The organism is Amycolatopsis sp. NPDC089917 (genome assembly GCF_040684635.1).
Taxonomy (GTDB): Bacteria; Actinomycetota; Actinomycetes; order Mycobacteriales; family Pseudonocardiaceae; genus Amycolatopsis.
Genome location: NZ_JBFBGL010000026.1, coordinates 48,854 through 61,399, shown reverse-complemented (window position 1 = coordinate 61,399; position 12,546 = coordinate 48,854). Strand labels below are relative to the sequence as shown.

Genomic DNA, 12,546 nt, shown 5'->3' with positions numbered 1-12,546 from the left:
CGAATTCAAGGTGGCCGCGGTGACGCTGACCAAGAAGCCGTCACCTGCCGAACCGGCCGTCACGCCGTCCTCGGAACCTGTCCCCGGCCCGGCCGCGGTGTTCGGGATCTCCACCGCACCGCCCGCGCTGGCCGACCACGAACAGCGCTACCTCGCCGGATTCCTGCTCGGAGTCGACGCCGCACCGCTCGACGGCGCGATCCCCGCGCTGCCGGTCAGCGCGCCGTTCGCCCCCCCCAGCACGCGCACTGGGTCAACGGTGTCCTGGCCGGCATGTTCTCCCGCGTCCCCGGCCCGGGCGGCACCGCCGAGCCCGCTCCGCCCACCACCCCGGCCCGGCAGGTCGTGGTCCTCTGGGCTTCGCAAACCGGCACCGCCGAAGACTTCACCACCAGCACGATCACCAGCCGGCTCACCGCGGCTGGACACGTTCCCGCCGTGCACTGCATGGCCGACCATACGCTCGACACACTCCCCCGTGACGCGGACCTCCTCCTGGTCACCAGCACATTCGGCGACGGGGACTCCCCCGACAACGGCACCACGTTCTGGGACTCCCTCACCTCGGCCGAATCCGGCGTCCTCACCGGAACCCGCTACGCCGTCCTGGCCTTCGGAGACTCGAACTACGACGACTTCTGCGGCCACGGACGCCGCCTCGACACCCGCCTGGCCGAACTCGGCGCCAGCAGGCTCACCCCGCGCACCGACTGCGAACCCGACTACGACGACACCGCCGCCCAGTGGCTCACCCAGGTCCTCACCGCACTGGCTCAGCCCACCGAACCGGTCCCCACCCCGCGACGCAAACCCACCACCCAGCTCGCGCCGCTGGTCGGCAACCGGCTGCTCAGCCGCCCCGGCGCCGGGAAAGAGGTCCGCCAGTTCACCTTCGACCTCACCGGCACCGACCTCACCTACGAGACCGGCGACGCCCTGAGCATCACCCCGCGCAACCGCCCGGCGCTGGTCGAGGAATGGCTCGCCGCCACAGGCCTGGACGCCAGTACCGAAATCAAAGTCGCCGGCGACGCGGTCCCACTCGCCACAGCCCTGCGCGACCAGCTCGACATCACCCGCGTCACCGGCGACCTGCTGCGGTTCGTCGCCGACCACAGCGGAAACGCCGAGCTGAAAACCTTGCTGCGCCCCAACAACAAGGGCGAACTGGCCAAGTGGGCCTGGGGGCGCCAGGCCATCGATCTCGTCCACGAACATCCGGTCCGCGCCTCTGCCCAGCAGTGGGCCGACACTCTCAAGAAGCTGCAGCCACGCCTGTATTCCATTTCCTCCAGCCCACTGGCCGACCCCACGCGGGTCAGCCTGACCGTCTCAGTCGTCCGCTACGACAGCCCTCTCGGCCACCGGCGCCACGGCGTCAGTTCCTCATTCCTCGCCGACGCCCCGGACGCCCGCCCCGTGCCGGTCCTCGTCCAGCCCTCACCCCATTTCCGGCCACCCACCGATCCGGCCACCCCGATGGTCATGATCGGTCCCGGTACCGGCGTCGCCCCCTTCGTCGGCTTCCTCGACGAACGGCGTGCCCGCGGCGACCGCGCCCCCAACTGGCTGTTCTTCGGCGAACAACACGAAGCGACCGACTTCTACTACCGCGACGAACTCGCCGGCCTGCGCAACGACGGCGTCCTCACCGACCTCGACCTGGCCTTCTCCCGCGACCAGCGCACCAAGGTCTACGTCCAGGACCGGATGCGTGATCACGGCGCCAAGCTGTGGTCCTGGCTCCAGGACGGCGCCCACCTCTACGTCTGCGGCGACGCCGCGCGCATGGCCAAAGACGTCGACCGCACCCTGCGCGACATCGTCACCCAGCACGGCAACCTGCACCCCGAGGAAGCAGACACCTTCGTCAAGAAACTCGCCACCGACAAACGCTACGTCCGCGACGTCTACTAGCCGGCCGCTCGCGCGTCCAGCGGGCGGGTGAGAACGACGCTGCGGTAAGTCTTCCCTGGCCAGTGCACCGTGTCCCGTGCGACGAAGCCCCACCGTTCATAGAGCGCGAGAAGATGCTCGGCGGGCTCGGCCGTGTCCAGCCCGATCGAGGTCGCCCCCGCTTCACGAGCCCAGGCGAAACCGATGTCCCGCAGAACAGCAGCGTAGCCGCGGCCACGCCTGGCAGGATCCACCGCGAGCTGATTGAGCCATGCCCGCCGCGCGACGGCGGCTTCCGGCGTCAGCGCTACGAGCGCGGCCTCCGGCGGGAACGAGACGGTCATGGTCGCCACCAAGCCGTCGCGGTCATGGGCCACCCACGAGGCACCGGCTCGGGCCCGTCGCAGTGTGGTCGCGACGTCCTGATCGACGGCGGTGAAGTTCAGCCCCCGCGCCCCCAGTTCGGCGTAGGCACGATGCAACAGCCCCGTCACGTCCACGGCGTCCGCCGCGACGAAGGCGCGCACCAAGAGGTCTTCTCGAGTTCCTGCCCCAGTCATGATCCGAATCTAGCGATCACGCCGGTCCGGCGACGTCACGTCAGCGAAGCCGCCTTGGCGCTGTTACTTCCCACGGTGAGCAGGCACAACCGTGCCAGTCCGCGCACGTATCGGCTGGCGCGCAGGTCGCCGGGCATCACCAGGGTCGGCCGCGGCAGCAGTTCGCCGTTGTAGCGGGTGGCCAGCAGCGCGGCGCAGTGGCCGAATTCGGGGTCGATCTCCGCGAGCGAGAGAGCGACCTGGAAGCCGTCCTCGGCGACCGCGAGCACGACCACGGTCAGTCCGGGCATCTTGTGCCGTGGATCGAACGGGAGCGGGCCCTCCCGGAGGACGTCGTGGAGGTGGACGCCCTGCACTTCGTGCTGTTCGCGTTTGCGGCGCGTCACGTAGTCGATGTCGAGCCGGACCGTCGACCGGGAACGCAGCTCGGCCATGTCGATCAGCCGCTCGTCGCGACCGCCGGTGACCAGGAGCTGCTCCATCGCTCCACGTTAAGCCGGTCGGCCGCTCGCGCCTATCCACCGATCAGGCGCAGATGCGGATCTTTTCGGCGAATATCTCCGCAAGATCGGATCAATCGACCTGTTTTCGCTGGTCGAGGGCCAGCCAGATGCGGTCTCGGGTCAGTGGGAGCGCGGTGAAGCGGATCCCGGTCGCGGCGCGCAGGGCGTTGGCGAGCGCCGGGGCAACGGGGTTGAACGGGCTTTCGCTCATGGACTTGGCGCCGAGTGGCCCGAGGGCGTCGTCGGTGGTCATGAAGTGGACCTCGGTGCGCGGGGTGTCGGCGAAGGACGGCAGCCGGTACTGGCGAAATGCGGCGGTGGTCACGGCGCCGGAGCCGTCGGTGCGGACGTGCTCGAACAGGGTGGCGCCGAGGGCCTGGGCGACGCCGCCTTCGACCTGGCCGCGGCATTGCATCGGGTTCATCACCTTCCCGGCGTCGGCCGCGTGGACGCTGCGCAGGATCCGCAGTTCGCCGGTGTCCGGGTCGACCGCGACGCGGAACCACTGCGCGTTGAACGCCACCGAGCGCGGCGTGCCGCCGAAGTGGCCGTCCGCGGTCAGCGACCGGCCCGCCGCGGTGGCGGCCTGGTGGAGTTCCTTCAGCAGCACCCTGTTCCCGAGGTGTTCGACGGCGTCCTCGGCAAGCCGCAAGTCGGCGACGTCGGCGCCGAGGTGCTCCGCGGCGAACCCGAGGATCCGCCCGGCGAGCAGGTCCGCGGCGCGCAGGACGGCTTTCCCGGCGACGACGGTCCCGGTCGAGCCGAAGGCGCCGGTGTCGTGGCGGACGAGGTCGGTGTCGGACTGGCGGATCGTGACGCGGTCCGCGGTGGTGCCGAGCCGTCCGGCGGCGATCTGCCGGTGCACGGTCGTGGTGCCGTTGCCGAATTCGGCCGTGCCGACCGCGACGTCGAACGTGCCGTCGGGAAGGAGCGAGACCGTGGCGTCGGCGAAATGCCCGCGTGGCGGCGCGGTCGCGATCATGGCGAGCGCCGTGCCTTCGCCGACGAGCCAGCCGGGTGGCGCGGGTTCGGCCGGTTCGTCGCGGGCGGCGCGGACGATGTCGAGGCATTCGCCGAGGCCGTAGCTGGCGATGTGCAGGTCCTCTTCCTGCCCGTGGGCGTCGATCAACGGCTCGCCCGCCCGGATCACGTTGCGTTCCCGCAGCACCAAGGGATCGAGGTGGAGCCGGTGCGCGAGTTCGTCCAAAACGGACTCCAGCGCGAAGATCACCTGCCCCAGTCCGTAGCCGCGGAAGGCGCCGGAGGGGACGTTGTTCGTGTAGACGGCGTAGGCGTCGGCCTTCTTGTTCGCGCACCGGTAGACGGCGAGGGATTCACCGCAGGCGTGGAACATCACGCCGGGGCCGTGGTTGCCGTAGGCGCCGGTGTCGGAGACGACGTGCAACCGCAGCGCGGTGAGCGTGCCGTCGTCCCGCGCGCCCGCCTTGACCCGCACGGTGAACGGGTGCCGGACGGTCGCGCCGAAGAACTGCTCCGCCCGCGTGTACTCCAGCTTCACCGGCCGCCGCAGCCGCAGCGCGGCCAGCACGACGACGTCCTCGACGAGCATCTCCTGTTTCCCGCCGAAACCGCCGCCGACCCGGCCCGCCACGACCCGGATCGCGTCGTCGGGCAGTCCGAACAACGCGCACAGCGACCGGCGGGTGAGGAACGGCGTCTGGGTGCTGGAGCGCACGACCAGCCGTCCGTCGTCGTCGAACCACGCGACCGCGCCGTGTGTCTCCAGGCTGGCGTGCTGCACCCGCTGGGTGGTGAAGGTGTTCTCGTAGACGGCATCCGCCTCGGCGAAACCTTCTTCGACGTCACCGACCTCGCCGTGCAGTTCGGCGACCACGTTGTCCGACGGCCGCGCGATCCCGCTCGATTCCGGGTCCTTGTCGTGCACTACCGGGGCGCCGGGACGCATCGCGTCCTCCGGATCGGTGACCGCGGGCAGCACGTCGTAGGTCACCTCGATCCGGCGGCAGCCCTCCTCGGCCGCCGCCTCGCTGTCGGCCACCACCGCGGCGACCCGCTGCCCCACGTGCCGCACGACGTCGTCGAACACCCGGGTATCGGCCGGATCGTCTTCGACGTGCTCGTGCTGCGCGCTCGAAAAGTGCCGGGACGGCGCGTCCAGGTTGGTGAGAACGAGGTGTACGCCGGGGACGGCGAGCGCGGCGGAGGTGTCGATCGCCGTGATCCGGGCGTGCGCGTGCGGCGACCGCAGCAGCTTCAGGTGCAGCAACCCCGGCACATCGATGTCGAAGGTGTAGCGCGCCGTGCCGGTGACCACCTCGGGCCCGGCCGGGGCGGCGAGGTTCCGTCCGACGGTCTCCCCGGCGGCAGGCTCCTCGACGTGCCGGACACCGCGGACGGCGTCCTCGATGGCGCGATAGCCGGTGCAGCGGCACAGGTTCCCTTTGAACGCGCGCGGCAGGTCGGCTTTCGCCTCCTCGTCCAGCGCGGCGGTCGTCATGAGGAAGCCCGCGGTGCAGAACCCACATTGGAACCCCTGCGCGGCAAGGAATCGCTCCTGCACCGGATGGAGTTCGCCATCGCGGGCGAGTCCTTCGACGGTGGTCACACAGCGCCCTGACGCACGAACCGCCGGATACAGGCAGCTGTGCACCGGTTCACCGTCGACGTGGACGGTGCAGGCGCCGCAATCGCCGGCGTCGCAGCCCTTCTTGACGCCGAACCAGCCGCGGTCACGCAGATAAGTGCGCAGGCACTGACCGGCACGCGGTTCGACGGCGGTGTGCTGGCCGTTGACGTCCAGTTCGAAGCTCATGCCAGTTCGCTCCGGATCTCTTCGGCGAGCCGGAACGTCATGTGCCGTCGCCAGGCAGGCAGGCCGTGGATGTCGTCGAACCAGTCCTCGTCGTCAATCGCGCCGAGCGCGGCCCGCAGGCCGGCGGCGTCCGGCACGGTCGGGAAGGTGAACCGGAAGGGCCGCCGGGTCGACGCGGTGACCGTGAGCGTGAACCCGGCTCCCCGGGTGCCGATGAGCAAAGCGCCGGAGCGGCCGAGGCCGTAGAGCGACGTCTGCCGGAACGCCGTCCGCTGGTGCGGCGCGACCGCGGGCAGGGTGACCGACCGCAGGAGCTCACCGTCCGCCAGATCCTTCATGCCCGCGCCGGTGACGAAATCGGCGACCGCGACCCGACGTTCGGTGCCGTCCTGGGCGCGCAGGAGGCAGACCCCGTCCAGCGCGGTGGTCAGGGAGATCATCGGCCCGGCGGGCAGCGCGTTGCACAGGTTCCCGCCGATCGTGGCCATGTTCCAGATCTTGAACGACGCCAGGAACGCCCGGCAGCACTGCTCGACCAGCCGTGCGACCGGTAGCCCGCTGCCCGCGGCGAACCGGGACAGCTCGGCGATCGTGCAGGTCGCGGCCAACTCGAGCGAGCCATCCGCCTGCCGGGTGACCGCAGGCCAGCCGAACCGGCTCAGATCGACCAGCCGCCGCAGCCTGGGCTGGGGTTCGGAGAAGAGATAAGTGCCGCCGGCCAGCCAGGCGTCGCCCGGGAGCCACTGGCCGGGCACTCGCGGGTCACGGATCGCGGTCACGGTGTTCAGGTCCATCGCACCTCCTTGCCGGGTCGGTCCAGCAAAACAACACCGCGCTCGGAGGACGAGAGGTGAACAGCCCTGAAAACAGCTCGTAAAACCGCGGGTTTTTGGTGGATCATCCAAGACATGCGTGTGCGTGACCTGCTCGACCTGCCTGCTCTGCGGCTCCGTGTCGTGTGGACGGACGCGGCGCTGACCAGCCGCGACGTCGCCGGTGCCGTCGTCACCGACCTGGCCGACCCGACCCGGTTCGTGCGGGCGGGCGACCTCGTCCTCACCGGACTGGTCTGGTGGTCGCCCGACGACGGCGCCGCGAAGGCCGATCGGTTCGCCGAAGCCGTCGCCGCCGCTCACGCCGCCGCGTTGCTGGCCGGGGAGGAGACGCACGGCGAGGTGCCGGCCGTGCTGGCCGACGCCTGCCGTCGCCATAGCGTCCCGCTGCTGGCCGTCCCGGCCGATACTGACTTCCGCGCCGTCACCGACGCCGTCTACCTGCGACGGTGGGGCGGCCTCGACGCCACGGCGGGTCCGGCATTGCCGGAAAGCGCGCGCCGGGAACTGGACCGGTTACTCACCGACGGCGCACCGCTGGACGACGTCCTGACCGCAGCGTGTGCCCCTCTAGGGGATCTCGCCTGCTACGTGGTGACCACGACCGGACGGGTCCTGGCCCGCACCGCGAGCGCGACCGCGCCGATCGAGCCCGGTGAGGACGTCCGCCGCCGCGTCGGCACGACACTGCGGATCGACGCGGGAGCGACGGTCTACGACACCTGGCTGGTCCACGCACCGACCACCGCGGGCACCCCGCCCGGCGCGCTGCGGGAGATCGCCGAAACCATCAGCCGCTTCCAGCGAGCTCAGGACCAACGCCTCGACGCCGACCGGAAAACAGCGAACCGGCTGGCCACCGCCATCACCACCCGCTCCGACGAGACCGTCTTGCGCGCCGCGCTCCGCCGGTGCGGTCTGCCCGCCGACGGCCCCTACCTGGTCCACTCCCTCACCATGGACGACTCGGCGACCGCCGCCCGCGCGCTCGCCGAAGCACTGGCCGAGCTGCCCAACGTGGTGGGCGTGCTGCCCCGCGGCGAGGCGATCGCGATCCAGTCCGGCACCTCGGCCCCTCCCCCGGCGCTGTGGGAAGCACTGCAGGCCTGCGACCCACGGAACCCTCTGGTCGCCGGGACGAGCACGGCACTCGACGGACCGGACCAGCTGCCGGCCGGCCTCACCCAGGCCCGGCACGCCGCCGAGATCTCACGCTCCACGGGGGCGCTCACCACCAGCGCCGGAGAGCAGACCGGTTTCGAGGCCTTGGTGTCCGGGCTGGACCCCTTGTTGCGCAAGGCTTTCCGCCGCCGGGTACTCGGACCGCTGCTCGACCGCGACACCGTCCTGCTGGACACCGTCACCACGTTCCTCGCCTGCGACGGCTCCTGGGCGCGGACGGCACGGACGCTGCACGTCCACGTCAACACCGTGCACTACCGGATCGAACGCGCTGAGGAGGCCCTCGGCCGGAATCTGTCCCGGCTCGACGACCGCCTCGACCTGCGTGCCGCGCTGCTCTGCTGACCTATCAGGCGCTGACGGAACAGGAATGAGCACCGACGCCGGCCAACTTGCCACCGGTCCGGACGGCCAGGTACTCCTCCCGGATCGCGGAACCCTCCAGCAGGTCCTGCCGGAGCGCGTCGCACTCGGCAAGAATCCGGTGCCCCCGCAGCAGGACCCGCTCGCCTTCCGGTGTCAGGCCGGCGAACCGCCGCCCGCTCCGGACGATCGGGACACCGAGGTCCCGCTCCAGCTTCCGGATCGCCGCCGACAACGACGGCGGGGACATATGACACGCGTCCGCCGCCCGCCCGAAATGCCGCCCCTTGGCCAACGCCACCAGATATTCCAGCTGGCGCAACAGCATGCCTCAGTATGGCGCGAGCGAGAGCACTCAAGCCGTGGCGAGCGAAATCTCCGTCGACTTCACCAGTGCCACCACCGGAGTCCCGGTCGACAAGCCAAGCTCGTCGACAGCCTCCTTCGTGACCGCCGCGGTCAGCTCCCCGCCGTCGACGGCGACCTTCACCGCCGCCATGGCGCCACCGGCCGCGATCCCCGCGACGGTGCCCGGCAACTGGTTACGAATGCTGATGCCGTCGATCTCCCCCGTGGCCAGCGACACCTCGGTCGACTTGACCAGAACCCGCACCTCCGAGCCCTCCGCGAGGGCCAGATCCTCGACGGCCTCCCGGGTGATCGCGGCGGTGATCTCCCGCCCGCCGGACAGGCGCGCCTTGACCGTCGCCATCGCCTCACCAGAGGTGATGGCGAGAACGGTCGCGGTCAGCTGGTTGCGAATGCTCAAGCCCATGAGCGCGGACTGTAGCCTCGCCGGGCTTCCACCGCAGGTCAGCCGACCGCCAGGGTCACCACCCCGGACACGTACCGGCCACCCTTGACGTCACCGGCGGGAATCAGCCGCGGCCGGGTCAGCGCCGCCCCGTCCTCCACAGTGGACATGAGAAGCGGGCGGCCGCCGACATAGTCCTCCGCCAACGTGACCGCGGCGCCATAGCCGTCCTCACCGACCGCGACCACCGGCAAATCCGCCCTCGGCAGCACACCTGCCGCCAACAGCACCGCGGCCAGCGGCGGCCCGGTTTCCGTATGCGTCTGCGGGCCGGCGCCGGACTGGAACGTCACCCGGACGGTACGCGCGGGCAACCAGGCCAGCCTCGACGCGGACACGAGGACGCTCCGGTGTCCGGACACGACCCGGATGGACCCCGGTGAAACCTGGTCAGGCCCGACAGCGGGCACGGACACGTGGATCGCCGTCACGTCCGCGACACCACGACCCGGGACGCGGTCACCCGGCACAGCGAGCCGCATCCCCGAACGCGACGGCACGAAGGTCGCGAGATGATTACCGAACGCCGGATCGAGCTCAGCCAAGGCGAACGTCGCCGATCCGCCATGCCGCCCCTCCACCCGCACGAGAGCCCGGAGAATAGCGTTCTTACCCGGCGGCACGATCGGCGCCGCCCGCACGACGACGTCGTGCAAACTGGCGCCGACCAGATCGGCCGCGGTGTACCTCGCCGGGACCGCGACCTGTCCGCCGACATCGACGGCACGGGCGGGAGCGGCAGTCGCCGGAGCCGCACTGAGCAGCACAACCACCACGAAACCGAACGCCGCGACGAGCCGATGCAGAACCATGGCAGCACGCTACCGCGCCCATTCGCCCCGCAGAACATCGCCAAAGAGCTCGCTCGTGCCCCCGCGGTAGCCAAACCCAGGAAGGCAACCTGTCCAGACGCCGATCTGAGCCCGACCCGTCCCCCACGTTCCAAGGAACTGAGCGATACGGGACGCCGGGCCGTCTCACGGCGGATCGCGCAGGTCGGAGACCTCGCGGTACGCCTTTCTCGTACTCCAGGCGGTAACACATACCGTACCGGTCGGTAACTCTCTGTGCGTTACTGTTCGTGGTAGTCGGGTCACACGCCCGGCGGAGGAGGGGAATCGGGTGACCACGATCTTGATCTGCGACGATCGGCGTTCTGTTCGGGAAGGTCTCACTCGGGTGATGTCCGCCGTCCCGGGTGTCAGTCACATTGATTGCGTCGCACGCGGCGACGAACTGCAGATCCGCTATGCCCGTGAACCTGCCGACATGGTGTTGATCGGCACTCAGCGGGCGACCTCTGGCGGTGTCGACGCAACGCGAGGGCTCGTCGCTGTCAACCCGCGAGCGAACGTCATCGTGTTCGGCGCACCGGACGACGCGTCCACCATCGCGGCAGCTATCGCCGGAGGCGCCCGCGGTTACCTGCGGTGGGACGCCTCCCGGCCCGCGGTCATCGCCGCGCTCGCCAGCACCCTGGCCGACGTCACGTTTCCCGTTCCCCGAGAACCCTCGACGCCTGGAGTCGAGCTGACCAAGCGTGAGATGCAGGTGCTGCACGGAATGAGTCAGGGCAAAAGCAACGGGGAGATCGGCCGGGAGCTGTACCTGGCCGAAGACACCGTCAAAACCCACGCCCGGCGCCTGTTCGGAAAACTCGGAGTTCGCGATCGCGCCCAGGCCGTCGCCCACGGCTTCCGCCGCGGCCTCATGACCTGAACCAATCCCACAGCCCCGAGCCTGAACTCCCCTTCGCCGGGGTCCCGCTCGCCGCAGCGATCCGACGTCGCGTCGGGAGCTGGTCACCGTAGCGAACAGGTTGTCGAACAGCTGGTGCGACCCGATCCGCCGATCAGGCACCCCAGCTGCCCACTCATCGCGACCTGGCCGGGGAGCTGCGCGACATGGGCCTGCCGGTGGTACGCCGGAAGTGCGCTCACCGGAACCGGACATCGGGCGCGAGCACTCGCGCGGGAATACGGCGATGGCGGCGGCCTCGAAAACCGGCCTCCGCGGCCGCCGCCACGATAACCGCTACCAGCTGGTCGCCGGGCTCTCTGGCGTTTCCTCGTGGCGAATGGTCGCACGGTTTCGACGTTTGTGTCGTTCGACCAGGCCCAGGCTGATCAGCACCAGTTGGCTCGCGATTCCGAGCACGGCCGCTATCGCGGCCGTACCGGTCAGCACGATAGCTACCAGGACCGCCAGAGGAAGCCCTCACCGCCCTCGCGACAGCTACACAGGACGCCAACAACGGACACGCCGCACCCACCGATGCCCACAGCCACATCAGCGATCTCACCTGCAAACCGAGGGAAACCAGCAACACTCTCGCCCGCTACACCGCCAGCCTGCGCGCCCCCACCTCTACACCTGCCGACCCGGATCCCCACGACCCGCACCGCCGCCGCATCACGACGACACCCCCGAATCATCACAGGTCACCGCAGGCCACGCGTGGTCAACCAGGATGCGCCTGCGGGCTCGGCGCCACACGAGCCACTCAACGGGATACTCGCCCTCCCGCGGCGAGATCACGCGAAGATCCGGACCACGAACGCCGTCACCGTCCTCCGTGTCACCCGATGTAGATCGAAGAACCACCGCGCCGGCCGTGCCGCCGCGAGCATTGATCCGGTCAGCTTCTCCGGGCCGCGGGAACTCCACGCACACTCGCCCCGTCGGCCTCTTGCCTGAATCCGAGCCGCACGCGGCATGGACCTCCGCCCACGTCAGAAAACCTGCCTGGGCGACATGCCCCGCGCGCCCGGCACCTGCCCGGACCGCAGGCAGACTCGACCCGAAATCGGCACACCTGTGAAAACGGAGACGAAACGGAGCCCAATGGCGCCGATAAGAATATGAACAAGAATCGCGAAACGCGGTATATCCGCAGTTCACAGGCTATTTTGATCTTGAGCCGCCAAGGGGGCTCGAACCCCTGACCTTCTGTTTACAAGTCCCCTCCACCGCATGGTCAGCCAGTGACGCAAGGGTAGAGTTTCGGCCATCTGTGCAGGTCAGCGCAGGTCTTGCGTTCCATCCAAGTGCCAGGCTGTATCGGGCCGTGTCGGGCTCTACTTCGGCAACGGAGCCCAATCGGAGACGGCACAAGCGCGGCCTCGCCGCTCTCCAGCGGATCCCTGCCATCAACGAGTCCCCGGTTACCCGGCAGGGTCACTAGGTGACGCTGGAGCACTGGCCGGCGGTGGCGAAAATGGGATCACAAGAAATGCCTCAGCAACGTCCTCTGAACAGGTAGACAACCAGAGGCGCTGCCCAGGCCGCGCCCGCCTGGCAGCGCTCGTGTTGGAGCGCCTCTGGCAGCCCGTATGCCCCGACATCGGCCAGCTTGTCCACGACGTTGAGACATCTATCGCGCATCGCCGCGTCGCCTTGTCGATAGAGCCGGAGAACGACGGTGACAATGTCACGCCAAACTGGGGTCATATTGCTTGCTCCAGGGCGCAATCCGACCGGGCAGTTTCGCCAGGTCACATTCACAGCGTGCGGATCCACGAACAGGGCGGCGGCCCTGGTTGAGGACATAAGAATGAGACTGCGGAAAGTAGTTCTCCAGGCACCTTCGGCTACTCACCGT

Annotated in this window: 10 protein-coding genes; 3 read left to right on the top strand and 7 right to left on the bottom strand. The window is 69.6% G+C overall.

What is annotated here, in order from left to right; all coding sequences use genetic code 11:
• The first annotated feature begins 273 nt into the window (after positions 1 to 273).
• The gene (locus AB0N89_RS20215) at positions 274 to 1,917 is read left to right on the top strand and encodes a flavodoxin domain-containing protein (protein WP_364206547.1); all 1,644 of its coding nucleotides are present in this window, start codon (positions 274 to 276) and stop codon (positions 1,915 to 1,917) included.
• Here the strand turns inward: AB0N89_RS20215 and AB0N89_RS20210 are convergent.
• The 4 genes from AB0N89_RS20210 to AB0N89_RS20195 all read right to left on the bottom strand — a co-directional run bounded on the left by AB0N89_RS20210 (position 1,914) and on the right by AB0N89_RS20195 (position 6,547).
• Positions 1,914 to 2,456, bottom strand: coding sequence for a GNAT family N-acetyltransferase (locus AB0N89_RS20210; protein WP_364206545.1), 543 nt, complete (start codon positions 2,454 to 2,456; stop codon positions 1,914 to 1,916). The genes AB0N89_RS20215 and AB0N89_RS20210 overlap by 4 nt on opposite strands.
• Before the next feature lie 35 nt (positions 2,457 to 2,491).
• A complete protein-coding gene (locus tag AB0N89_RS20205) occupies positions 2,492 to 2,938 on the bottom strand; it encodes a molybdopterin-binding protein (RefSeq protein WP_364206544.1) in 447 nt (148 codons plus the stop codon).
• 91 nt (positions 2,939 to 3,029) lie between these two features.
• Positions 3,030 to 5,753: a molybdopterin-dependent oxidoreductase gene (locus AB0N89_RS20200; protein WP_364206542.1), complete on the bottom strand. Its 2,724-nt coding sequence runs from the start codon at positions 5,751 to 5,753 to the stop codon at positions 3,030 to 3,032.
• The gene (locus tag AB0N89_RS20195) at positions 5,750 to 6,547 is read right to left on the bottom strand and encodes an FAD binding domain-containing protein (RefSeq protein ID WP_364206540.1); all 798 of its coding nucleotides are present in this window, start codon (positions 6,545 to 6,547) and stop codon (positions 5,750 to 5,752) included. The genes AB0N89_RS20200 and AB0N89_RS20195 overlap by 4 nt, the downstream gene beginning before the upstream one ends.
• A gap of 114 nt (positions 6,548 to 6,661) precedes the next feature.
• Between AB0N89_RS20195 and AB0N89_RS20190 the strand changes: the two genes are divergently transcribed.
• Positions 6,662 to 8,113, top strand: a complete 1,452-nt coding sequence (locus AB0N89_RS20190) for a helix-turn-helix domain-containing protein (RefSeq protein WP_364206538.1) — start codon at positions 6,662 to 6,664, stop codon at positions 8,111 to 8,113.
• Positions 8,114 to 8,117: 4 nt separating this feature from the next.
• On the opposite strand, the gene AB0N89_RS20185 is transcribed toward AB0N89_RS20190, so the two are convergent.
• The 3 genes from AB0N89_RS20185 to AB0N89_RS20175 are packed head-to-tail and all read right to left on the bottom strand — an operon-like array spanning position 8,118 to position 9,757.
• Positions 8,118 to 8,459: a LysR family transcriptional regulator gene (locus AB0N89_RS20185; RefSeq protein WP_364206537.1), complete on the bottom strand. Its 342-nt coding sequence runs from the start codon at positions 8,457 to 8,459 to the stop codon at positions 8,118 to 8,120.
• A 27-nt stretch (positions 8,460 to 8,486) separates the two neighbouring features.
• Positions 8,487 to 8,906, bottom strand: coding sequence for a TOBE domain-containing protein (locus AB0N89_RS20180; RefSeq protein ID WP_364206535.1), 420 nt, complete (start codon positions 8,904 to 8,906; stop codon positions 8,487 to 8,489).
• 38 nt (positions 8,907 to 8,944) lie between these two features.
• Positions 8,945 to 9,757 carry a hypothetical protein gene (locus tag AB0N89_RS20175; protein WP_364206533.1) on the bottom strand — a complete coding sequence of 271 codons (813 nt, stop codon included), beginning with the start codon at positions 9,755 to 9,757 and terminating at the stop codon, positions 8,945 to 8,947.
• 310 nt (positions 9,758 to 10,067) lie between these two features.
• On the opposite strand from AB0N89_RS20175, the gene AB0N89_RS20170 reads away from it, so the two are divergent.
• On the top strand, positions 10,068 to 10,664 hold the full coding sequence (locus tag AB0N89_RS20170; RefSeq protein WP_364206531.1) for a response regulator transcription factor: 597 nt from the start codon (positions 10,068 to 10,070) through the stop codon (positions 10,662 to 10,664).
• Positions 10,665 to 12,546 lie beyond the last annotated feature (1,882 nt).

Bases quoted from the DNA above. Each gene is read 5' to 3' on its own strand.
- AB0N89_RS20215 (WP_364206547.1), top strand. From the start codon at position 274: ATGTTCTCCCGCGTCCCCGGCCCGGGCGGCACCGCCGAGCCCGCTCCG.
- AB0N89_RS20210 (WP_364206545.1), bottom strand. From the start codon at position 2,456: ATGACTGGGGCAGGAACTCGAGAAGACCTCTTGGTGCGCGCCTTCGTC.
- AB0N89_RS20205 (WP_364206544.1), bottom strand. From the start codon at position 2,938: ATGGAGCAGCTCCTGGTCACCGGCGGTCGCGACGAGCGGCTGATCGAC.
- AB0N89_RS20200 (WP_364206542.1), bottom strand. From the start codon at position 5,753: ATGAGCTTCGAACTGGACGTCAACGGCCAGCACACCGCCGTCGAACCG.
- AB0N89_RS20195 (WP_364206540.1), bottom strand. From the start codon at position 6,547: ATGGACCTGAACACCGTGACCGCGATCCGTGACCCGCGAGTGCCCGGC.
- AB0N89_RS20190 (WP_364206538.1), top strand. From the start codon at position 6,662: ATGCGTGTGCGTGACCTGCTCGACCTGCCTGCTCTGCGGCTCCGTGTC.
- AB0N89_RS20185 (WP_364206537.1), bottom strand. From the start codon at position 8,459: ATGCTGTTGCGCCAGCTGGAATATCTGGTGGCGTTGGCCAAGGGGCGG.
- AB0N89_RS20180 (WP_364206535.1), bottom strand. From the start codon at position 8,906: ATGGGCTTGAGCATTCGCAACCAGCTGACCGCGACCGTTCTCGCCATC.
- AB0N89_RS20175 (WP_364206533.1), bottom strand. From the start codon at position 9,757: ATGGTTCTGCATCGGCTCGTCGCGGCGTTCGGTTTCGTGGTGGTTGTG.